General features: G+C 33.5%; 26 protein-coding genes, 2 pseudogenes and 1 riboswitch. Of the genes and pseudogenes, 9 read left to right on the top strand and 19 right to left on the bottom strand.

Annotation, left to right across the window (positions count from 1 at the left end):
• Nucleotides 1-329: 329 nt before the first annotated feature.
• From MKX67_RS03885 to MKX67_RS03860, 6 genes and pseudogenes are all read right to left on the bottom strand, one after another.
• The gene (locus MKX67_RS03885; protein WP_342488879.1) at nucleotides 330-1,328 is read right to left on the bottom strand and encodes an NADP-dependent oxidoreductase; all 999 of its coding nucleotides are present in this window, start codon (nucleotides 1,326-1,328) and stop codon (nucleotides 330-332) included.
• A gap of 22 nt (nucleotides 1,329-1,350) precedes the next feature.
• Nucleotides 1,351-1,689 (bottom strand): metalloregulator ArsR/SmtB family transcription factor, encoded by a 339-nt coding sequence (locus tag MKX67_RS03880; RefSeq protein ID WP_095370570.1) that lies wholly within the window; start codon nucleotides 1,687-1,689, stop codon nucleotides 1,351-1,353.
• Nucleotides 1,690-1,941: 252 nt separating this feature from the next.
• Nucleotides 1,942-2,426, bottom strand: a pseudogene (locus MKX67_RS03875) (GNAT family protein).
• A 27-nt stretch (nucleotides 2,427-2,453) separates the two neighbouring features.
• Nucleotides 2,454-2,933: a hypothetical protein gene (locus tag MKX67_RS03870; RefSeq protein ID WP_328199752.1), complete on the bottom strand. Its 480-nt coding sequence runs from the start codon at nucleotides 2,931-2,933 to the stop codon at nucleotides 2,454-2,456.
• An 81-nt stretch (nucleotides 2,934-3,014) separates the two neighbouring features.
• Nucleotides 3,015-3,479, bottom strand: a complete 465-nt coding sequence (locus MKX67_RS03865; RefSeq protein ID WP_340977876.1) for an NUDIX domain-containing protein — start codon at nucleotides 3,477-3,479, stop codon at nucleotides 3,015-3,017.
• A gap of 168 nt (nucleotides 3,480-3,647) precedes the next feature.
• Nucleotides 3,648-4,202 carry a GNAT family N-acetyltransferase gene (locus MKX67_RS03860; RefSeq protein ID WP_342488878.1) on the bottom strand — a complete coding sequence of 185 codons (555 nt, stop codon included), beginning with the start codon at nucleotides 4,200-4,202 and terminating at the stop codon, nucleotides 3,648-3,650.
• A 113-nt stretch (nucleotides 4,203-4,315) separates the two neighbouring features.
• On the opposite strand from MKX67_RS03860, the gene MKX67_RS03855 reads away from it, so the two are divergent.
• A complete protein-coding gene (locus MKX67_RS03855) occupies nucleotides 4,316-4,846 on the top strand; it encodes a hypothetical protein (protein WP_340977874.1) in 531 nt (176 codons plus the stop codon).
• Nucleotides 4,847-5,116: 270 nt separating this feature from the next.
• Here MKX67_RS03855 and MKX67_RS03850 read toward each other — a convergent pair whose 3' ends face one another.
• Complete coding sequence (locus tag MKX67_RS03850; RefSeq protein ID WP_340977872.1) at nucleotides 5,117-5,446, bottom strand: hypothetical protein; 330 nt, start codon at nucleotides 5,444-5,446, stop codon at nucleotides 5,117-5,119.
• Nucleotides 5,447-5,577: 131 nt separating this feature from the next.
• Between MKX67_RS03850 and MKX67_RS03845 the strand changes: the two genes are divergently transcribed.
• The gene (locus MKX67_RS03845) at nucleotides 5,578-6,060 is read left to right on the top strand and encodes a hypothetical protein (protein WP_342488877.1); all 483 of its coding nucleotides are present in this window, start codon (nucleotides 5,578-5,580) and stop codon (nucleotides 6,058-6,060) included.
• A gap of 477 nt (nucleotides 6,061-6,537) precedes the next feature.
• On the opposite strand, the gene MKX67_RS03840 is transcribed toward MKX67_RS03845, so the two are convergent.
• Nucleotides 6,538-7,380: an SDR family NAD(P)-dependent oxidoreductase gene (locus tag MKX67_RS03840; protein WP_342488876.1), complete on the bottom strand. Its 843-nt coding sequence runs from the start codon at nucleotides 7,378-7,380 to the stop codon at nucleotides 6,538-6,540.
• Nucleotides 7,381-7,508: 128 nt separating this feature from the next.
• Here MKX67_RS03840 and MKX67_RS03835 point away from each other — a divergent pair, with 128 nt between their 5' ends.
• A complete protein-coding gene (locus MKX67_RS03835) occupies nucleotides 7,509-7,868 on the top strand; it encodes a MerR family transcriptional regulator (RefSeq protein WP_342488875.1) in 360 nt (119 codons plus the stop codon).
• A 375-nt stretch (nucleotides 7,869-8,243) separates the two neighbouring features.
• Here MKX67_RS03835 and MKX67_RS03830 read toward each other — a convergent pair whose 3' ends face one another.
• Entirely contained in the window at nucleotides 8,244-8,615 is a 372-nt protein-coding gene (locus MKX67_RS03830) for a VOC family protein (protein WP_224934413.1), read from the bottom strand.
• Nucleotides 8,616-8,846: 231 nt separating this feature from the next.
• On the opposite strand from MKX67_RS03830, the gene MKX67_RS03825 reads away from it, so the two are divergent.
• Nucleotides 8,847-9,224 carry a VOC family protein gene (locus tag MKX67_RS03825; RefSeq protein ID WP_328199747.1) on the top strand — a complete coding sequence of 126 codons (378 nt, stop codon included), beginning with the start codon at nucleotides 8,847-8,849 and terminating at the stop codon, nucleotides 9,222-9,224.
• A gap of 196 nt (nucleotides 9,225-9,420) precedes the next feature.
• Here the strand turns inward: MKX67_RS03825 and MKX67_RS03820 are convergent.
• The 5 genes and pseudogenes from MKX67_RS03820 to MKX67_RS03800 form a co-directional block, all read right to left on the bottom strand.
• Nucleotides 9,421-9,630: pseudogene (locus MKX67_RS03820) on the bottom strand (sodium:proton antiporter); the annotation flags it as partial.
• Between the two features lie 300 nt (nucleotides 9,631-9,930).
• Nucleotides 9,931-10,215: an MnhB domain-containing protein gene (locus tag MKX67_RS03815; protein ID WP_342488874.1), complete on the bottom strand. Its 285-nt coding sequence runs from the start codon at nucleotides 10,213-10,215 to the stop codon at nucleotides 9,931-9,933.
• Between the two features lie 252 nt (nucleotides 10,216-10,467).
• Nucleotides 10,468-11,178: a F0F1 ATP synthase subunit A gene (atpB, locus tag MKX67_RS03810; RefSeq protein ID WP_342488873.1), complete on the bottom strand. Its 711-nt coding sequence runs from the start codon at nucleotides 11,176-11,178 to the stop codon at nucleotides 10,468-10,470.
• Between the two features lie 233 nt (nucleotides 11,179-11,411).
• Complete coding sequence (locus tag MKX67_RS03805) at nucleotides 11,412-11,729, bottom strand: multidrug efflux SMR transporter (protein WP_328199744.1); 318 nt, start codon at nucleotides 11,727-11,729, stop codon at nucleotides 11,412-11,414.
• Nucleotides 11,729-12,064, bottom strand: a complete 336-nt coding sequence (locus tag MKX67_RS03800; protein ID WP_328199743.1) for a multidrug efflux SMR transporter — start codon at nucleotides 12,062-12,064, stop codon at nucleotides 11,729-11,731. The genes MKX67_RS03805 and MKX67_RS03800 overlap by 1 nt, the downstream gene beginning before the upstream one ends.
• Nucleotides 12,065-12,158: 94 nt before the next feature.
• Nucleotides 12,159-12,258: riboswitch (guanidine-I (ykkC/yxkD leader) on the bottom strand.
• Between the two features lie 314 nt (nucleotides 12,259-12,572).
• Here MKX67_RS03800 and MKX67_RS03795 point away from each other — a divergent pair.
• The 3 genes from MKX67_RS03795 to MKX67_RS03785 are packed head-to-tail and all read left to right on the top strand — an operon-like array spanning nucleotide 12,573 to nucleotide 14,180.
• Nucleotides 12,573-12,998: a MarR family transcriptional regulator gene (locus tag MKX67_RS03795; RefSeq protein WP_342489251.1), complete on the top strand. Its 426-nt coding sequence runs from the start codon at nucleotides 12,573-12,575 to the stop codon at nucleotides 12,996-12,998.
• 23 nt (nucleotides 12,999-13,021) lie between these two features.
• Entirely contained in the window at nucleotides 13,022-13,540 is a 519-nt protein-coding gene (locus MKX67_RS03790; protein ID WP_342488872.1) for a GNAT family N-acetyltransferase, read from the top strand.
• A 22-nt stretch (nucleotides 13,541-13,562) separates the two neighbouring features.
• Nucleotides 13,563-14,180 carry an FMN-binding negative transcriptional regulator gene (locus MKX67_RS03785; RefSeq protein WP_307315083.1) on the top strand — a complete coding sequence of 206 codons (618 nt, stop codon included), beginning with the start codon at nucleotides 13,563-13,565 and terminating at the stop codon, nucleotides 14,178-14,180.
• A gap of 540 nt (nucleotides 14,181-14,720) precedes the next feature.
• Here the strand turns inward: MKX67_RS03785 and MKX67_RS03780 are convergent.
• The 3 genes from MKX67_RS03780 to MKX67_RS03770 form a co-directional block, all read right to left on the bottom strand.
• Nucleotides 14,721-15,173, bottom strand: coding sequence for an SgcJ/EcaC family oxidoreductase (locus MKX67_RS03780; RefSeq protein ID WP_342488871.1), 453 nt, complete (start codon nucleotides 15,171-15,173; stop codon nucleotides 14,721-14,723).
• 254 nt (nucleotides 15,174-15,427) lie between these two features.
• Nucleotides 15,428-16,135 carry a DNA alkylation repair protein gene (locus tag MKX67_RS03775; RefSeq protein WP_342488870.1) on the bottom strand — a complete coding sequence of 236 codons (708 nt, stop codon included), beginning with the start codon at nucleotides 16,133-16,135 and terminating at the stop codon, nucleotides 15,428-15,430.
• Nucleotides 16,136-16,271: 136 nt separating this feature from the next.
• A complete protein-coding gene (locus MKX67_RS03770; RefSeq protein WP_307315090.1) occupies nucleotides 16,272-16,649 on the bottom strand; it encodes a DUF1801 domain-containing protein in 378 nt (125 codons plus the stop codon).
• A 957-nt stretch (nucleotides 16,650-17,606) separates the two neighbouring features.
• Between MKX67_RS03770 and MKX67_RS03765 the strand changes: the two genes are divergently transcribed.
• Both MKX67_RS03765 and MKX67_RS03760 read left to right on the top strand, forming a co-directional pair.
• Nucleotides 17,607-18,629 (top strand): DUF3231 family protein, encoded by a 1,023-nt coding sequence (locus tag MKX67_RS03765; protein WP_328199737.1) that lies wholly within the window; start codon nucleotides 17,607-17,609, stop codon nucleotides 18,627-18,629.
• 5 nt (nucleotides 18,630-18,634) lie between these two features.
• A complete protein-coding gene (locus tag MKX67_RS03760; protein ID WP_342488869.1) occupies nucleotides 18,635-19,090 on the top strand; it encodes a hypothetical protein in 456 nt (151 codons plus the stop codon).
• Nucleotides 19,091-19,742: 652 nt separating this feature from the next.
• On the opposite strand, the gene MKX67_RS03755 is transcribed toward MKX67_RS03760, so the two are convergent.
• Both MKX67_RS03755 and MKX67_RS03750 read right to left on the bottom strand, forming a co-directional pair.
• Nucleotides 19,743-20,144 carry a hypothetical protein gene (locus MKX67_RS03755; protein WP_328199735.1) on the bottom strand — a complete coding sequence of 134 codons (402 nt, stop codon included), beginning with the start codon at nucleotides 20,142-20,144 and terminating at the stop codon, nucleotides 19,743-19,745.
• Complete coding sequence (locus tag MKX67_RS03750; protein WP_328199734.1) at nucleotides 20,137-20,736, bottom strand: hypothetical protein; 600 nt, start codon at nucleotides 20,734-20,736, stop codon at nucleotides 20,137-20,139. Before MKX67_RS03750 ends, MKX67_RS03755 begins: the two co-directional genes overlap by 8 nt.
• Between the last annotated feature and the right edge of the window lie 83 nt (nucleotides 20,737-20,819).

Raw genomic sequence — 20,819 nt, 5'->3', positions numbered from 1 at the left:
TTATATTACTAATATTATATTTGTCAATTAAAGCGCATGAATTAATTTATATCAATCATTCCTAATCGGTTAAATATTATAAGGAATCAACGCTAAATATAGGCTATATAAGAAATGTATACGTTTTCAACTAAATATTACATTATTGTGAAATAAACTATAAAATAGAAAAAAAGAGTCTTCAATTGAGAATGGATAGCTTCAAATGAAAATTCTTCCCTCTCCATTCTAAGAGAGAACGGACAAATAAATACGATTTAAGAAAGGGAAAAACTAGTTCCATATGTGAGGGACTAGTTTTTTACAGTCACTAAAAGAATATTTAGCACCTATTTAATTTTTAATATGATTTTCCCTTTTGCCCTCCCTGATTCTGCATATTCCATCGCTTTTTGTGCATCGTCAAATGAAAATACTTTATCTATGATCGGCTTTATTTTACTAGCCTCAATCAAGTCTGCGATGGCTTTTAATTGTTTGCCACTTGGTTTCATAAATAAAAAAGTATAATGAACCTGATATTTTTTTTCAAGACTCGTAAGTTTATGGCTTGCCACGGAAAACAATAACGTCTTAAAAAAACCTGAGCCATAATCTTTACCGAAGCGAGCATTGGGTAGTCCCGAAACGGAAGCAATCTTTCCTCCAGGCCTTACCACTTCAAAAGATTTTTCTAATATTTCTCCGCCAAGCGTATCAAAGACTGCATCGTAGTCATTCAGTATCTCTTCAAATTGTTCCGTCTTGTAATTGATAATGATATCGGCTCCAAGAGATTTTACTAAAACTTCACCAGCTTGACTCGCAGTCGTTGCCACGGTAGCACCCATTTCTTTTGCCAACTGAATAGCAAAGGTGCCGACTCCACCTGCTCCAGCTTGAATAAACACCTTTTGACCCTTTTGCAATTGTAAAATATCTATTAACGCTTGATAAGAAGTTAGCCCTACCAACGGAATTGATGCTGCTTCTTCAAAGGTCAAATTTCTTGGCTTTAATGCAATGTCATCTTCATGAATGGCAAGGTATTCCGCAAAAGTGCCAATTTTACTCTTGCGGGGGCGGCCATATATTTCATCACCTATTTTAAAACGCGTCACTTTTTTACCGACTTTTGTAACAACACCAGAAAAATCATTACCTAATATAAGTGGCATACTATATTTAACTAATAGTTTCACTTTCCCATCCCGGATCTTAAAATCAATGGGATTAAAACTAGCGGCATAAATGGTTACGAGTACCTCATGATCACTCATTTCTGGTATAGACATATCTACCAATTGCATGGGCACTTTTCCATATTGATCAATAACCATTGCTCTCATATTTCATCCTCCTTTTCCTTCATTATCTATAAAAATCATCCATGAATTTTTCAATATCCCCTACAAGCGTTTTTAATAACCCTAATTCTGTTCGTACATTTATATAATAAAAATTCTTTGTGCCTTCTTTACGCATTAATATGATTCCAGCTTCACGCAAGATCTTTAGATGATGAGAAACGGCAGGTCTTGAAAGATGCGTTTGATTAGTAATCTCACCCACGCGCATTCCCGTTTCACAATCCGTCCCCATAAGCACTAATAATATTGATTGACGCGTTTCATCACCAATGGCTGATAGCACCTTTTGACTTAGAATAAAATCCTCTTTAATCTTATTCAGTTGGACCTGTTTATTCATTCAGCTAAATTCCTCCAATTGTTTGTTGAATCGATTAAGTTGATAAACCAAATAACTTAAGAGAACAATATACTATTGGTTTTTCTAGTGCAATATTGAGAAAGAAAATCGAGACGAACACATTAACGTTTTAATCTTATAGACCCCATCATTCGCGCAGGTTTTATTACAATAAAGAAAAGCGTTTCTGCATAAACAGAAACGCTAGTATTCCTTCAAAATAAGAAGGTGGTTTGAGATGAACATGGTCAATTACTTCATTTCTAATTTCAATATAAACTGTTCGCCAATTTTTCCTATTTTCCGCTCACCAGTATCAACAAAACCAACTTTTAAGTACAATTGCTGTGCGGGAAAGTTTTTATGATTGACCGCCAAAACCACTCATTGCAATCGGGAAAATGGGTGGTAATAAACGCTTTTAAATCGACCATCGCTTGCTTAGCATACCCTTTGCCCTGATGTTTGTAATCTATAGAAAGGGCTGTCAATAACATAGCATGATAATTAGTAGTATATTCACTTACCCTTTTTGTACTGTGTAGCAGGAAAAAGCCTACTGGTAGATCTTTTGAAAGGATAACTACTCGATATTGCCCATCAGAAACAGCTACTTTTTCCTTTGGTAATGCTGTGAACTTCGCTTGATTTTCCGGTAATACGAATCTATTTAATATTTCTAAGTGTTCCTCACGATATAACCCTAATTGAACTTCTCCAGATGTAATCAATTTCATTTTCTCCTTTTATCTACATTAAATCTGCTAGTTGCTTTTTAAATAGACCACACCACCATGCCTTACCACTTCAAATGGGCGCTGTTCATCCGCTTTAAGGAGAAAGCCACCAGGGACTTGAGTCGTTTTTTCACTCATAGAAATGCCGTATCCGTTATTTTCTGGGTATCCATATACATAACAAACCACTTGATTATTTTTTATAAATACTATTTGGTTCATTCCTTCGTTTACTGTTTCACTAATAGTATCCCATTTATATCCTACCGTTTCATATATCCACTCTTTCTGAGTATAAGGCTCAAAGAAATAAACCTTATCCCACTCAAATGGTGTGATATCCAATAAATTTACTTCTTCTACAGATGACTCAATGGACAATACCTCTTCTTTCAATAACTCAGCATTCACATCCCAGACATCTTTCTTTAGAAAGTTAAATAACATCACACAAACGACACTAACCAAAATGACACTAACTATGACAGTCGTTTTTTTGTACTTCATTTAAATATTGAACCTCTTACTTTCATAATGATTCTAGTAACAAATTTTGCGAATATCTTTCTTTTCAAGATTCTCCTCCTATCAACTTAGCGTTTGTTCTTCTATTAATCCGATATTTCTTTTCTGTTGATGATAGGTAAGAATATGTTCTCCTAAATGGGGGAAAAGTAAGATGTTATTTAATTCGGATAATTCAATCCATTTTACATCAGTTTGATTAGGATCAGGATACTTTGGTTGTTTAGGAATAGATTCATCGGTAAGGGTACATTCAAAAATTAACTGCAACGAATGAATATCACCGTATTTATTCGCATTCAAGTGCGGAGCATACTCATATATAAATGCTAAAGGACCTACTTTCACGTCAATTGATGCTTCTTCTTTCGCTTCTCGCTTTACAGCTTCAATGACTGATTCATTCGGTTCTACGCCCCCTGCAGGCAAATTATAATGAATGCCTCTCTCATCTTCATATTCAATCAAAAGAATTGAATCATTTTCGATGATTAGCGCACATGCCCTCACTCTCACTGGATAAGACATCACTATCCCACCTTCTATTTATATAAGCCTATTATACAGTAAATATGGTAATTTTTCTCTTTAGAAATAATCAAAAAAAACATTTGGCTCCTCCTTCGCCAAATGTACTGATAGCCACTGATGCTATCCCCGCTATCAATAAGATAACAATTGAGTATGAATCTCACTTTAACGATATGTAAAACGTTTATTGATTTCTAATGTCAAAGGAGTAATATCTCTCCATCCATACACAATCTCCCCATATTTCTCACCAGCCATACTCATTTCAATAGAATCAATCTTTTCACCACCAAGGGCTTCATAAAATCGATAAGAGTGATTATCCTCCACAACTAGGACAAGCATCCCTTGATATCCCTTTTGTTTCAGTTCAGTAGTAACGGCTGCAAACAGTGCCGACCCCACTCCTTTTCTTTGATACTTTTCTATTAAATAAATCGCATAAAGTTCGCCATCCAAACCGTTGTACTTCCCACTTCTCTCTTCCCCACCCGAAGAAAATCCAATGATTTCACCAACCTCATTTTCAGCCACATATACGCCACCAAGAGGAATATTGTTTAACCACAATTTTTCACTCTTTTCATACGAAAGTCTATTTAGATATTCTTGTGGGAAAATGGTAGCATAGGTGCTACGCCAACTATCGACGTGTACTCTTGCGATGCCCATTGCATCCTCTATAACCGCTTTTCTAATGATAAATGAAGAATGGTTCAAGGTTTTCTCCTCCTCTATGTATGTTCATTAAGTAATTCGTTTTATATTTTAAATATCCCTTTAATAAAAATGGAATATTATGCTAATATTCAATTATAAGAGGAGGAGTATGTATGAAAAGAAGAAGTTCTTTAACTATTTTCATCTTCAGCTTTATAGTATTACTTAGCGCCTGTAGCGATACACCTAGCTTTGATGTTTATAAAGGAAGCACCTTAAAGATTGCCGTAATTGGGGAAACACCTGAAATAAAAGAAGACACCATCAAATTCATTGAAATGTCCTTTAATGAACTAGAAACAACCAAACGTTCTCTTGATGCCGTGATCGTTACTGAAGAAAACCTAACAGAAGCGTCTAAAAAACAATATGCCAATGTTTACTTACATTCAACCATTCCATTCTTTTTTATCTCAGCCAATAGTGTTGCTCCTTTTTATATAGAAGAAAATACATTCAACAAAGACTGGCAATGGTCGCCTGGCGTAAACTATGCGGTCGGCATTCTCCCCTCAAAAGAAGAAGATGCAGTGAATAGTGTAGGGTATGGATTATATAACGATGAATTAAAAGTGGAACATGTAAAAGACATATATTCTCGTATATTTACCACCATTAGTGAATTAGAGAGCGCTGGACTATAAAAAAGGCTAGGGACGAGGATCAGAAGTGCTATGAGCTTGCACCAATATTTTTATCGAAAGGAAGTCGAATGCCATGATACTCATCTTTTTACTAATCCATATAATCGTTGGCTGGTTCCTTATATTTACGTATAAAAAATTACCTTCTGCCGTTTTCACCTTTATAAGTGTTTTTGTCTTTATGAGCTTTATATATTGGACGGCAGTCGTAATCCGTTACTAATTGCAAAAAAGTTCGCTTCTTTTAAGTTCCGCTTACTCTAAATGGAACTATTGTTTCATATTTACTTGGATTTTATTGATTATTTTCTTATAGAGTAAGAGGTTAACGTTCCTTATGATAACAAACAAATAAAACAAGCCTAAAGTAATGACTATAGAAAAGTAAAAAATACCATCGAATAGGATGGACACTGCTAGACGCCCCTTGGTCATTTGAGCAAGTATGAAGGAAGAAATAACGACAATGATCCAAGAAGACAGAATTTGCCTCACAAAATCAGTATTTCTTCTGGCAATGACCTTTGGTAACTGATTAAATAGAAAATATACTGCATACATGTAGCTAAGAAGAATTCCTGATCCTAACATGAGTTCCATTTCTCTGCTCTCCATTCACACATATTGTCATCATCGGTTTCCTTTATTTCCAACATACTGTATCTAGAATGTATGTATTTTCCATCCTTTAATACGCATACTAAGTTTTAGTAATTTTCGGAGGAGATACCATGCTTTCTACTGCACTTAGTAACTTAGACCTTGGAGCAAAAGGATTATGGTTTACAATCATCGTTGTTGTCGCGCTATTATTTATCCTTAACCTCATGCCCAAAAAGAGAATAAATCGAACAGAATTATATATCATTTTTTGTATTGTTGGGTTTGCAACATGGATCATGGATGCATTTATTTTACGCGTTTTCGACTTAGTTGATTTAGGTTCCCCTAAAAAGCTAGGACTCGGAGATATTCTCTCTTTTACCTTCATCCCTTCATCATTAGCTTGTATCTTCTTAAATTTCTCAAATAAGAAAAACAAATGGATATTAGTCATATTCTTCACCCTCATTTCATTTGGTATCGAAATTGGAATAGAATACTTTGGTTACATGATAGAAAAAGGATGGTTTAATTTTTTCTCTATTTTGTTTTATTTTATTGTTTATGGTTTTGTACTGCCATATCAATTGAGAATTATAAGGCGGAGATGAATAATTAGATGCTTACACCCTTATGCTATCTACATCAAAACTAATGATCAAACTAATTTTGACCTTATAATGAATATATTTTCCATAGTTCTATTCAACTCCTGCCGTTAACACACGTATACTTTCAGTCTTAATTCTTCATCGGTCCTTTGTTAGGGAATTTTCACCAATTTTCGGATTATTTGATTTCTTATTCAACTCAATACGCGACCAAGAGGAATATTGTATATCCTAATTTTCCCCTCTTTTCATATCAAAGTCTATTTAGATATTCTTGTGGGAAAATAGGTGCTGCGCCAACACTTTTACTATGCCCACGGCATCCTCAAGGACCGCTTTTCTTATAACAAACAACGAATGATTCATTGTTGTTTCTTCCTTTATATTTTTTATTAATTCATTCGATTTATATTCTAACTATCCTTCCATTTAACAACGAATAGGAAATATTTCACTATATCAATCTACATGTATAAATTACAGGGATAAGAACTCATTTTCATAGATAGATTTTACCTGTAATAAAACTTTAGGTGCGTGCTGCTTAAATTTAAACTCAGCTGGTTTTTCTTTTGAAAAGTACAATCCAGCCTCTTCCGGTGAACTCTTCAATCCAGCATACAACCGGCTTGCCCCTACACTAGGATGTGGACCAAAAAAATGGATGAAAGGCTGAAAAATTAGTGGCAGCCCCCCATTTTTACCCTTTCGCATTGTATTGTTATTGCCTGGATCAATGCTGATTATTGTGACATTCTCTCTCTTTAGTTCTGATGCCAATGCATATGTCCATAAAGTGATTGCCAATTTTGAGGATGCATAGGGACCAATCAGTTTCTGAAATTTTGACGGTTGTGCCAACTCTTCTGGAACGAAAGATTTTTTAAACTTAAATGCATCTGAACTCGTTTGGATGACGATAGCCGGATTTCCCTTTTTTAGAAGATTAAGCAGTTCCATGGTAATGATGAAAGGAACAACTGTCTGTATTTCATAATGAAGCTCACGTCCTTGAGATGAAAAGCGAAGGTTTGAGAAACTGCCTCCAGCATTATTGAAGAGAGCATCTAATTTTGTTTCATTCTCTTTTATTTGTAACAATGCAGATTTAAGTTGGGCAAAATCTGATATATCCCCGCGATAAATCCTTATATCCTGTAGACGAATTCTTTGTTGAATCTCTACCTCTTCTTCTGGAAAATCAGAACGAATGAAAGCAGCAACCTGCCAACCCTTCTCAAGTAATTTCTTCGTTAGCTCCAGTCCTATTCCGCTGTTTGCTCCTGTAACAAGCGCAGTCTTGCTTTTTTTATGAATCATTTTATTGCCTCCCATTAAGTGAATGAATGTAGTATAGATCCTGGAGTTAACTCCATGTCAATAGTAATTAGCAGCTTTACATGAAGTTAACTTCATGTTTTATAATTAATTGAAAAGGGGGCAGACGTATGTATTCAATTAAACAGGCAAGTACATTTACCGGGTTAAGCATTGATACGATTAGATATTATGAGAAAGCTGGCTTGCTTCCAAAGGTACAACGGCTTCCGAATCGACATCGGGTCTTTTCACCACCCGATATGGAAAGGCTACAAATAATTATCTGTATGAAGAGGGCAAATCTTAGTTTAGAAGAAATAAAATTTTATCTTGATATATCTAAAACAAGCAATATGACCCCAGAAATGATATCAGGTATGCTTCAACATAAGGAGAAAGTAAAAAATCAGATGAATCAATTACAATCTGTTTTGGATTTTATTGATGAAAAGCTAACGAAGGGATCGTGGCTAAAGGAAGGATCATAGGACTGAGTGGTTTCAGAGGGAATTTCGACTCCTAGCTGTTAAGCGATAATAAGATTGAGGTACTTTAATAATAAATTTAATTTATATTTAAAAAAGCGAAATTGGCTGCATTGGCTTTCTATAGGCCATGTAAAAGATGCAGATGTTTACTTACATTCATTCACTTCTTTTTTATCTCAGCCGATAGTGTTGCTCCTTTTTATATAGAAGAAGGTGCAGTGTTTGGCAGGGGTAATAAAAAGATACAGAAGGAATTTCGGTATTCATCAACCAGATGCAAATGCGAAATAGACTAATCTCACCAGAAAGAAAAGGTATTTTTTCATCGCACCTTTTCTTTCTATTTTTCGGTGTGATTTTTTTCAGATGAGTTCCTTATCGATGTTGATCAATTAAGATTGGATTGCCGTCTGGATCTTCCAGAGTAATAAATGCCGGTCCTTCTGTTGATTCATCGGCTTCTTGTATTAATTTTACTCCTTTTTCTTTCAATTCTTTTTGGAGTTCTCGCACATCTGTAAAATCTTCTAGATTTTCAGCGTTATTATCCCACCCTGGATTAAATGTAAGGGCATTTTTTTCAAACATTCCTTGAAAGAGACCTATGACCGTTTGTTCATTCTTCAATATAAGCCAATTCTGATTAATGTCCCCTCCTAGCGTTTTGAATCCTAAATCCTCGTAAAATGCTTTTGATCGATGAATATCTTTTACATTTAAACTAATAGAAAATGCTCCTAGTTTCATCGTGTCTCCCCCTTTTAATAGATTACATAATATTTCTATTTTCCATCAGTAATACCTTCTAGCTAAAGACAATCATGGAGACAATATGTGATATTTAAATCCTAATACAACATCCTTTTTCCTATCAAATGAATTGGAACAGCATAAAAGGAAATGAAAAAAATTGGTATTGCTAAAATTAAATGATAAAATTACTAGGATTAAAGTAATAAATAAAAAAAGGAGTTTTCTATGATTAACAAAATTGGTAAGGTAACTGTTTATGTAAAAGACCAAGAACTAGCGAAAGACTTCTGGATAAACAAAGTTGGTTTTGTCTTAAAATTTGAACAAGCTATGGGACCAAACATGTCTTGGATAGAAGTCGGTCCAAGTGAAGACGAATTTACAACACTTGTTCTTTACTCCAAGTCAGCAATGGAACAACAAAACCCTTCAGCTATTTCTCACCCTTCTATTCTTTTTAGCACAACTGATATAGAATCAGCTTACGAAAAAATGAACCAAAATGGAGTAGAAGTAGATGAAATGCAAAGACTTCCTTTTGGTACAATGTTCTCATTTAAAGACCAAGACGGTAACAACTACTTACTACGTGAAGATAAGTAGTATTAATCAACTTAAATAAGATTGATTGCAAAAGCATGGACATTTTGAACGGAAAATCCATGCTTTTATAAACTATTTTAAGCGACAGCTAATCCTACTTTTAAAAAAAATGGAATCTTATTACTAAACGAACTAAAGAATAGAAAAAGGAGAATTTGAGTGCACTCAAATTCTCTTTTTAATTATTTGACGCTAGTTATGTCCCATCCTCATTTAAATTACTTTCTTTTAGCTTTTTTCGTGAATCAAGTTGGAAGAAGATTTTTAGTAATGGAGGAGCAATTAATGTAGTTAGAATAATTGAAATAATAATTGTTGTGTAATATTCTTGCACAAGTAGTCCGCTGCTTAATCCAGTTGCAGCAATAATTAATAGAACTTCACCTCACGATACCATTCCAGAGCCAAAGCCTGTTTCAGGTGAAGTCTCCTTGTGGCGACTAAATTAGTCAAAATTTATATTGTTGAAAATTCCAAAGGTCATTGTTTTTTATTCTCTATTTGTGCTTATACCTTGTCAAAAAACATGCAAAGATTCAGATATTTTCTCATCGAGACGTTCTGACTCACCATATAATTGTTCTGCAAGTAGTCCATATAATAATGTAAGAAATGCTAATGTGGCTGTAGTTGAATTAATATTTGACTTTAGTACTTCGGATTGTTGATAAAAGAGAGATTTGAAAATATATTCAACTTCAGTAACCTATTTATCAGATTCTTTTTTTATAATTTTTTTAAGATGTACCGGAGGGATTAATACACCTACTGCCTTTATCACCTTAAAATCAAAGGGGAAATATGCTCTTACTCTATCTAAATCGTGTGTTAAAAATAAAAGTGTTATAGCAGAAGCAATTGTAAGCCCTGCTATAAAGCCACCTCCAGTATTATGATGTCCTGAAAAAAAGAGGCTAATGGCAAAGGTAAATAGAATAACAACTGCAATTTTTGTTACACCCTTTAAAATAATATCATTAGGTTTTTTCAAAATTTTATCCTCCTTAATTATTGTTTAGTCTGTGGATAAAACTAGTTCTCTAAGAAACTAAGATTACTAAAACTAAGATTACTATTTTTCCCTTTGCAATAACTATTAAAAAAAGTCCCTCTACTATAGATTCCCAGACATGTAAACTTGCATCCTGCCCATCATAAATGGGATATATTAAATTTATTGGCTAAAAAAACAGACTCCCCCTAATTTAAAAACAATAAGGTTTTGTTTATAAACAGGTATATTTTAATGGTCTCGACTTACTTTATGAGACATATAAACCATTGTTAACATACAGAAAATAAATGCTTGGATACTACCGAGGAATACAGAGAACCCAAGCCATACTAATGTTGGTAGAACCGCGACAAGGGTCCCCGCAACTCCAGTCGCAAGTGAACCAACCAATAGCGAGAGTAGAATCTCTTTCGCATAAAGGTTACCGTAAAGACGAAGACCTAACGTCAATGTGTTGGCAAATTCCTCGATAATTTTTAAAGGGAACAAAAACCACATTGGTTTGGAAAAGTCCTTAAAATATCCTTTTAACCCTTTCACCCTTATTCCATAGTAATGCGATAGACCAACCACCATTGCTGCCAAAGTCAATGTAATTACCGGATCAGCTGTTGGTGATTTCCACCATAAGGTATCTCCATATACTATTGCGAATGGGAGACCTAGCATGTTTGAAACGAACACATACATGAGAAGGGTAATCCCTAATACATGGAATCTCCCTCCATCCTTCCATGCCATGTTACTTTTAATTATGTTTTTAACAAAATCCATAATCCATTCAAAAAAATTCTGCATTCCTGTAGGTTTCATCGCCAGACGGCGTGTGGAAATTACAGCAATTAAGAATACGATAGCACTAGACACAGTAATCATTAAAATATTTGACAAGTTAAAGGTTAACCCCATAATTTCAACTAATGGTGTTTTGTGGTGCATAATATTCACCCCCTTCCCAATTTTCGTTTAAGGGACTTAGTTAGGTGTTGTATTTACTTTTATATGTCTGGAAATTTCCAACAAATTATTATTTATCTCTTCCTCATGCCCTATTGTTCTAACTTTGGACTTCTTAAATGCAATATATAGTGTAAAAACCTTGTCTAACATCTATTTTTTGAAAGCGATAATTGTAAATTTGACAGGAAATATGATATATTTTGATAAAATTTTCAAATAGTTACAACCCTCAAACCCACAACAGCTATAATAATTAAGGCTAAAAAAACTATTCTTTTAATATCTTTTGAATCATTATAAAAAGCCATTCCAACAACTGCACTACCAACTGTACCCATTCCAGTCCAAACTGCATATGCAACTCCTAAAGGGATACTTTCCATCGCAATTCCTAATAAAAATAGACTAATGCTAAATCCAAATACAATAAAAATAATTCCAATTACTGTATTACCTTTAGTATATTTTTGTATACCATTAACACCTATTACCTCAAGGATACCTGCAAGAATAAGAATAACCCAACTCATTACTTACCTGCCCCCTTTACTTCTTTCTTTTCTCCAGTGACCATTTTTAATCCAATTACACCTATTAATAAAAGTGCAACAAACAGGATTGCACCTAAATTTAACGATGTCCCGAAAAATATTACATCTACAAATACTGTACCAACAGTACCTAGTCCAACAAATACAGCATATACAGTACTAGTAGGTAATTTGATTGATGATACAATTAATAAGCTAAAGCTAACAACAATACCTATAATAGTTAATGACCATGTCAAAGGATCATTTGCATATTTTAATCCGGTTGCCCACCCAATTTCAAAGATTGCAGCAATTACTACTAATAACCACATGAATAAAAACACCTCTTTCAAATTTTTTTTATTGTTCCTAGAAGGAATCATAAAAATACAAAAAAGCCCGGGAAATACCACAAATATTTGTGATATCTCCCGGGCTTTTATCCCTCCGTGAACAAAGCTTTTAAGCTTTGCGCTTTCTCTCGGACCAGTCCTTTTAATAAAGCGGAACCCTAGAAAGCCTATATTTATTAGAATAAAGCAAAAATCACTAGGAATCAATTGTTTTTTCTCACCAATTCCTGTTGTTTTCAAAAAACCAGTATTGTTTTAATTATACAATCTTCCGAAAGTAACTACAAATTTGAAACAGCTAATAAGAAGGGGAATCACTATTCCATTACAGTTGGCCGGTGGATTTGTCCATTGTGATGTTTTCCTGAAGGATTATAGCTCAAAAATAAAAAAATGTTGTAATTGCAACATTTATGGGGTAGAATTTAAATAATATTTGTACAATAAAAAAGGAATGATTGCATTGGAAATCCTCAGGGAAATCGGAATGATTGCAAGAGCATTAGATTCAATTAGTAATATAGAATTTAAAGAATATGAACTTACAAAAGGGCAATATCTCTATCTAGTGCGAATCTGTGAAAATCCAGGAATCATACAAGAGAAGTTAGCAGAAATGATAAAAGTAGATCGAACAACAGCAGCTCGTGCTATAAAAAAGCTTGAAATAAACGGATTTATTGAAAAAAAGGATGATGCCCATAACAAAAAAATAAAAAAACTTTATCCGACAAAAAAAGGAAAACAAGTGTTTCCAGTAATTAAGAAGGAAAATAACTATTCCAATCAAATAGCTTTAGAGGGACTTTCGAAGAAAGAAGTAGAGACTATTTTTAACATTCTTCAGAGAGTTAGAAAAAATGTAGAAAAAGATTGGGAGTTTGTGAAGAAAGGGAACAAACGGAACTATTAAATTTTTTAGGGAGCCAAAATGTAATGAAAATAAATATCAGAAAATGTAATTTGGTTGATTTGCAAAAACTACAAGAAATCGGATATGAAACTTTTAATGATACGTTTAAAGATCAAAATTCACCTAAAAATATGAAAATCTACTTGGAAAGTGCATTTAATTTCAAGCAATTAGAAAAAGAATTGCTTAACCCTTCATCTCAGTACTATTTTATATATTTGAATGATGAAAAAGCTGGTTATTTAAAAGTGAATGAGAATGATGCACAAACCGAAGCTATGGGAAAGGAAGCACTTGAGATTGAAAGAATCTATATCAGAAAAAAATTTCAAAAGCTTGGGCTGGGAACAATACTATTAAATAAAGCAATAGATATTGCTGAAACATCCAATAAAAGGGAAATTTGGTTAGGGGTATGGGAAAAGAACGAAAATGCCATTAATTTTTATCACAAATTAGGTTTTGTCCAGAATGGATCTCACTCGTTTTATATGGGAGATGAAGAGCAAATCGATCTTATAATGACAAAAACAATCAAATAAACTTCTTGAAAGGTGGATAAGTATGTATATCCCTAAATATTTTAAAATTGAAGATGAAGAAGTAATTTATGATTTTATCGAAAAAAATGGGTTTGCAACGTTTTTTTCTCAACATAATGGAGAACCATTTGCTACACACCTTCCACTTATGTTAAATGAATCTAGAGATACTTTATATGGTCATTTTGCACGTGCGAATGAACAATGGAAAGATATTGATGACCAGCAAATACTTGCGGTTTTTCAAGGTCCTCACTGTTATATTTCTCCTACTTGGTACGAAACAACGAAAGCAGTACCCACTTGGAATTATGTATCAATTCATATATCTGGAAAGGTGGAAATTGTCGAAGATTATAAGGAAATATACTCTTCTTTAAATGATTTAGTAAACAAATACGAATCCCCGGATAGCATTTATAATTTAAATAATGTTGAATCTAGTTTTATAAAGGGAATGAGTAAGGGAATTGTAGCGTTCAAACTAAAAATTACGAGAATTGAGGCAAAAGCAAAATTAAGTCAAAACCATCCTATTGAACGCCAAAAATTAATTATAAAACATCTAGAAAATACTTCTCAACATGACAATATACAAGTTGCCACACTTATGAAGAAAAACCTAACAGAGTATAAATAGATGTATTATTCAACTATAGGGGGCTATATAATAAGTTCAGCCAGAAATTACTGGTTGAACTTATTTGTTTTAGATTTATGAATTTAAAAAATATTATATTTAACAAAATTTAATGAGAGAAAAATAGGGAAATAGAGATTCTAATCTATGCTTTTATAAACCTTTACAAGTCCATTCAAATCTACCGTTTATAATCCTAATAACAGAAACATTACATCGATGCTGTTCTTCTGCAACAACTATATATATTTCCCCACACTACCACATGGACAAGAATCATTTCTACCGATTTTCTGTTCTTGAATAAGGTGATGAAATATTCTCTTCTGATTTATTGATTATCCACTACTTCTAACAATTGACCTTTTTAACCTAGATTACCACTGCCATCGCTTCTTGTTTAATGCGCATTTTATTATGCGGTTTACCACCATATTTTTATCCTAATCACCTTGTTTGTAGTTGTTATTTCTCACTTAAATGAAAATAGGCGCCTCCATTGTTGCAGAAAGCGCCCTTTTGCTGAACAAGGCTACGACTTCAGTTATGAAGTAATTGCCTTAACTCTTCTGTCATTTCCTCCACTAACTCTGGTCTGCCATGAAACTGAGCCGGGGTATTTTGAAAAAGTTCAATTTGCCATTCATGATTTTTCTTCACTGCAACTAGCGTTTGATGAGCATTTACTGATGGGTTAATATCTGATGTGTCAGGTGAAATCATACCTGCAATAGCGTGTAAAATTGCTACATCAGTACCTAAAAGCCGTGTATCTTTAACTTTAGTAACAAAAGGAGCAGTAGGATGACCTTCAAATATGGGTGTAAGGTGCGATAAAATCTCTTCTGACCCTATTAACTTACATCCATCAAAACCAATTTGGACTCCCTGTTCTTCAAAGAGTACAGCCATTCCCTGGGCATCACGATTGTTCCAAGCATCTATTAGTTTTTGATAAAGATTTTGAATTTCAATATGGAATGAAACATTCATGACCTATTCCTCCTTCATTTTTAATACCCTTTCTCATTGTTATCATAAAATTGATCACATTCATTTCCAAACGGTTTCTTTTGGGACTTTCATAAAATCTTCTTATATATACTTCCATTTATAAAAAGAGTGAAATTCTTGCTGCAAGAAAAGCACTCGGTTGTGGAGGAATGTCAAACTTTTCAATGATAATTTCCCACTTATTTTTTGACCTCAAACACACATGGGTAATGAGCAGGACCATCTTTATTATATTAACAAATACATGTCTTACGCTTTATTCCAATTCGATCTTTCTCTTCTACTTTTTTTATATAGTCTTTTGCGAGCGGTACCTTACAAGCAGTGTTTCCTACATCCACATGTACTTTCCCAATAAAATCAGCTACCTGTTTCGCTTCTTCCGTTAATTCAGGTACATAGGAGCCGACGGAAATAACAAAGGAATTCATAACATAACGAACTCGATTGCGTTCCTCATGTACAGAATCTTTCACTCTGTACAACAATGTCCTAATTTCACCTATGTCTAGCTCCTCATCAGGAGTAATTGATAAATAATTCGCATATGTACTCCATCCAACAACTGCGTTCATCTCTTGCTCTGAGCTCATCCATTCATTAGCCAATTCAAGGGCATACTCACTTTCAGCTGCTACCTGCGCAACGGTATATTCAGCGACCATATACCAATAAGCTCTCTTAGCCCAGTCTTGTAAGTCTTCTTTTGCCATTAATTTTGGATTAACAGATAGACCTGCCAAATACATCGCATCATGATTTCCTGAATGATATAGTTGTAATGCTAACTTCTGATCCTTCTTTACATACTTAACAAGCTTTTTTAAATCTCCAATTTTCACACCAAAATAAGGTTCCTTTACTCCGTGGTTCAAGAAGATTCTCTTTGTTTGGTCACTGCCTAATTCTTCAAGCTTTTGCATAATTTCTTCATAAGTCATCGCTTTCCTCCACATATGATTACATTAAATTCACTTCAGAGGAATTCTGAAGCGTTTTTTTGGCATTTATGTTTAACACGGTCAGACATCTACATATATGATCACAAGGGGATTGTGACCTTCTTATCTCTCAAGCTTAACAATCCGTATTTTCACCGGCGCGCCACATATCAACGGTTTTATGAATAAATTGTTCCAATCCCGTTTCTTCCATCTTTATCGTTTTTTTGATACGAATGCAGCCTTTTCCATAATTATAACCAGTTAATAGGGTCTCTGCATTTTCTACCTTATCTATTGTACCCACATAGAGACTGACATAATGTTTTTGCGCATTTAATGCAAACACATAGGTATCATCTTTACCATAATTCAACATCTTATAGCGAATCACCTCATCAAATTCAGGTGCATAAGCAAAAATCATTTGTCTAACCGCAAGCAATTTCTCTTTTCTCCAATCGTCTTCAAGCAATTCTAGATATTCTTCCGAATTCTTTGCATCATATTGCATATTGATGTCTCACTCCTCTATTTCTTAATTTATAGTTATAGAATTCAATTTACTTAACTCTTCAATCTATTCAAATTGTATCGTTGGTACAAAGTATTTTGTATGTATGATAATTAAAACAGGTGATGGCACTTGCTTCATTAATCAATCCTTAATCCTATATCATAAATAATTCCACGTCTAAACTTAAATGCCTCTTCTAAATCGAATCATTTGAATTGAATAGACAACGGCTTATCTATTTTAAATGCAATTTTAAGAGTCTTAGGTTTCCTGCACTCACCTTTTAAGTTAGAACAACCTAAATCTAAATTTAAGTATAGGTCTATGATATCATATGCTTTGCCTTCATATAGCTAAGCGATGATAACCAATCAATTGTTGGTTAAGGCGTAACTGCTGAATAAGCCGTCGAGGGATCACATGATATTCTATAACCATCGACTTTCACTACATGCTTTTACATAGTCACCAAGTCAGGTGATACTGATACGCAATATACGTCTACTCCGTATTAAAGGATACTTATGAATTGTTTTCGAAATAAAAATTAAAAAGCCGGTCAAGATAATTAACCCCAACCGGCAAACATATTCTTATATTTCTTGACACTCTACTCTATTCCTTCTAACAAGGTCACTATTACTTTTTTCTTCACTTTATAAACCGTCATCTTCTCGACTAGTTTAAAGAATAAATTAAACTTTGTAATTGGTGTAGCATCTCTTATAATCTCGATGAACTGCTTGGCTTTATATTTCTCGAGTAGGTTCTCTCTGTCTTTCTTGTCTTCCCACTTTTGTATAAAAAACTCATCTATTTCCTAGTACGGCATTATAAACATTGATGGGAAACTTTTCAGTTAGTGGTGTTATTTATCTCATTATTTACCATTAATAGTTTTTTTTATCGATCAAATACTATGTTTAAATTTGTTACTTTTGGGAGGATAACATATTGAGTAAAACAAATTATATACCCTTAACCTCTTCAGAACTTGGTTCTCTTTGGTCAACTTACTTACAAAATAGTATGACAGAACATGTTTTAAATTACTTTCTAGTGCAAGTTCAAGACCCAGATATAGAACCGTATATTCAAATAGCCTATGACATATCTCTTCAAAATTTGGACAATATAAAAGGTATATTCACCGAAGAAGAAATCCCAATCCCCGTTGGGTTTACAGAACAAGATGTTAACCTACAAGCACCTCGTTTATTTGATGATATCTTCTTTCTAAGTTATTTACAAAACCTTGGTAAAGCAGGAATGGCGCAGTACAGTTTGATGAAAGCTATGTCAACTAGAAAAGATATACGTACTTTCTTTAGTTCTTGTCATGAGGAGACCTCCAAACTTTATGATCAAGTCATTGATAGCTTACTCAATAAAGGATTATTAATTCGGCCACCACATATACCTATTCCTAATAAAGTCAATTTTGTTGAAGATAAAAACTATTTTGACGGTATTTCGTTTATTGGGAAGAAAAGACCACTGAACGTAATAGAAATTTCCCAATTATTCTCGAATATTCAAACGAATGTTATTGGTGTAATGCTTTCTATAGGTTTCGGGCAAACAGCAGAATCACAAAAAGTAAGAGACTATATGAATAGAGGAAAAGAAATAGCTAAAAAACACATAAAAGTTTTTGGTGATTGTTTAATTGAAAGTGATCTTCAAGTACCAATGACATGGGATGCTGCTACGTTAGAATCTACAGTTCCTGTTTTTTCAGATAAGCTAATGATGTTTCATTTTAACATGCTGGTAGCAGGTGGTATAGGTAATTATGGTGTTGCCGCATCAGTTAGTCAAAGAAGCGATCTAGTGTTGAATTACAATCGGCTCTCAGCTGAAATTGTAAAATATGCTAATGATGGCGCAAATATCATGATAAAAAATGGATGGATGGAAGAAGTACCAACGGCAATAAATCGTACAAATATAATAAAGAAAAGTGGAAACAAATAAATGGCGTGAAAACAATCGAAGTATTACTTTGGAGCATTATATTTCCTGGTTTTGGGCAAATATTAAATGGTAAATACCTTAAAGGCATTGTACTCATACCTTTAATCGTTTTAATTATTATAAAAGGGAACCTAAATCTAATTATACTATCTAGCTTACAAGGTAATGTTGAAAGGGCAATTCAACTAACTAACCACAAGTGGATTTTATTTTTTCCTTGTTTATATTTCTTTGCAATATGGGATGCCTATAAAGATGCAGGCGGTGGTGAAAAGCCGTATTCATCTTTCCTGTTTTTGTTTTCAGGGTATTTTATGACCGTAGGAACCATTTTTTCTACGAAGATAACTTTGTTTGATTTACATATAGCACCTATATGGCTACCAATGATAAGTGTTATACCTGGGATACTTGTTGGGTTGTTATTACAATGGATAATCATAAGCAAGGAAAATGTTTAAAGGAAAGTATGCTAGTGCATATCCATCCATATGTAGGTAATTAGATTTTTAATACTCAATGTAGGACAATCAGTGGTATTGTCCTTTTCTTATGTCATAAAAATCATAAGTTAAAATTGATACTACCTTGTATTGTAAAAAGATAGGGAATTTAAAAGAGGAAATCTATATTATAAATTAAGGAAATGAACCGCAAAAGACCTCAAAAGTAGTATGGGCAGTAGCTGGTCTAATTGCTGGTTCTTCAGTTGGGGTGCAGCATTTGGAATAGCTAACAGTATCATTGGTTGGATGAGGGACGAATCCACTGGATATTGTAATTGAACTTTTTCTAAAATCTTAGACATACTCATGCAACTATGTGCCTTAAATCTGGTATGGGATTAAAGGAAGTTCAAGTAAAGTTGTATCATACAAGTATCAATTACGACCAGAGATGTTTATGCTCATGTAACATAAACAATGAAAGAAAAATCAGTAGATCTCTTCAAAAAATACATCTTAAAATATAGATTTTGCAAGGTATGTGGTTGAAATATGGTCAAAGTGTACATACCTTGCTCAAAACCCTCGTTATACCAACGTTAGTTTGGCCACTGCTTCCACATGTGTGGAGATTATCTCGCAATACATGAGGTGTTTGGTGAGTTCATTATTTACAGTCCTTAATTTTCATTATTAATTGATATAAGAGATACACCGAAATAATAAAGATTCCTATATTCAGAAACCAAATAAGCATATAAGCAGTCCTTATAAAATCAAAATGTATTAGATCCAATGTTGATTCAGAAGCAATTCTAATTCCTAATGGCGAGGAAATGTATACAATAATAGTGCTTAATGTCAAAATCGGTATACATTTACTGAATAAGATATTATATAGCTTTTCCTTTTGTCTTTTTAATGCTTTAGGCTTCCCTCTATCTATGTCTTCATTCAACACATCATTAATTGACGGATAGCTAATGCTAAATAAACCTGTAGAAAAAACTAATAAAATACTAATAGCATTAAATGAACCTTCAATTAACTTATTTAAATCTTCAATCATCTATTGGCTCCATAATAGCTACCTCTTGTTCATCATTAAGTTGATTTTCTAGCAATGCATAAGAATCCTCTGATATCTGAAATTTTCTTGCACTCCCTCTAACTTTAGTAATTGGATCTAAATGAGGTGCATAAGTGCTGATTAATCTATTTAACTCTTCTAATACATTATCGGACTGTATCACTACATGGTACTCAGCTTTACTCTCACTAAGTTCTGCTGAAGAGATAGCGCTTCTCAAAGTATATGAAAGTTCTTTTTCTAATTGGTATTTAAACTTGGTTTTAACATTTCGAATCAAAGCTTTACTTTCTGAATCAGTTAACTGAAACATAGATGACACTTCAGCTTCGCTAGGAAACCTTCCTTTAAAATAATGCTTAATAAGATGATATAAACGATGTTGTTTAATTTCATCCGCTCTAGTAGGTAACCCTTTCCCAAGCAACATCTCTTTGTATTCTGTCATTGCTGAATATGCAATACCTTTTAATGCTATATTAAAATCTCCATCATTGTTAGTTCTAAATAATGCCATCAGCTTTTCCTTTTCTCCTTCAGCTATTAAATCCACATCTATTTCAATTTTCATGTGCACCCCACCCTTTATTTTATTATTCATTATATTTATAATACTTTATCCACTATTGTTTGTGGAGAAAAAAGGATAATAAC

The organism is Cytobacillus sp. FSL W7-1323 (assembly GCF_038595015.1).
Lineage (GTDB): Bacteria > Bacillota > Bacilli > Bacillales > Cytobacillaceae > Cytobacillus > Cytobacillus kochii.
This window is presented reverse-complemented; position numbering and strand designations above follow the sequence as displayed.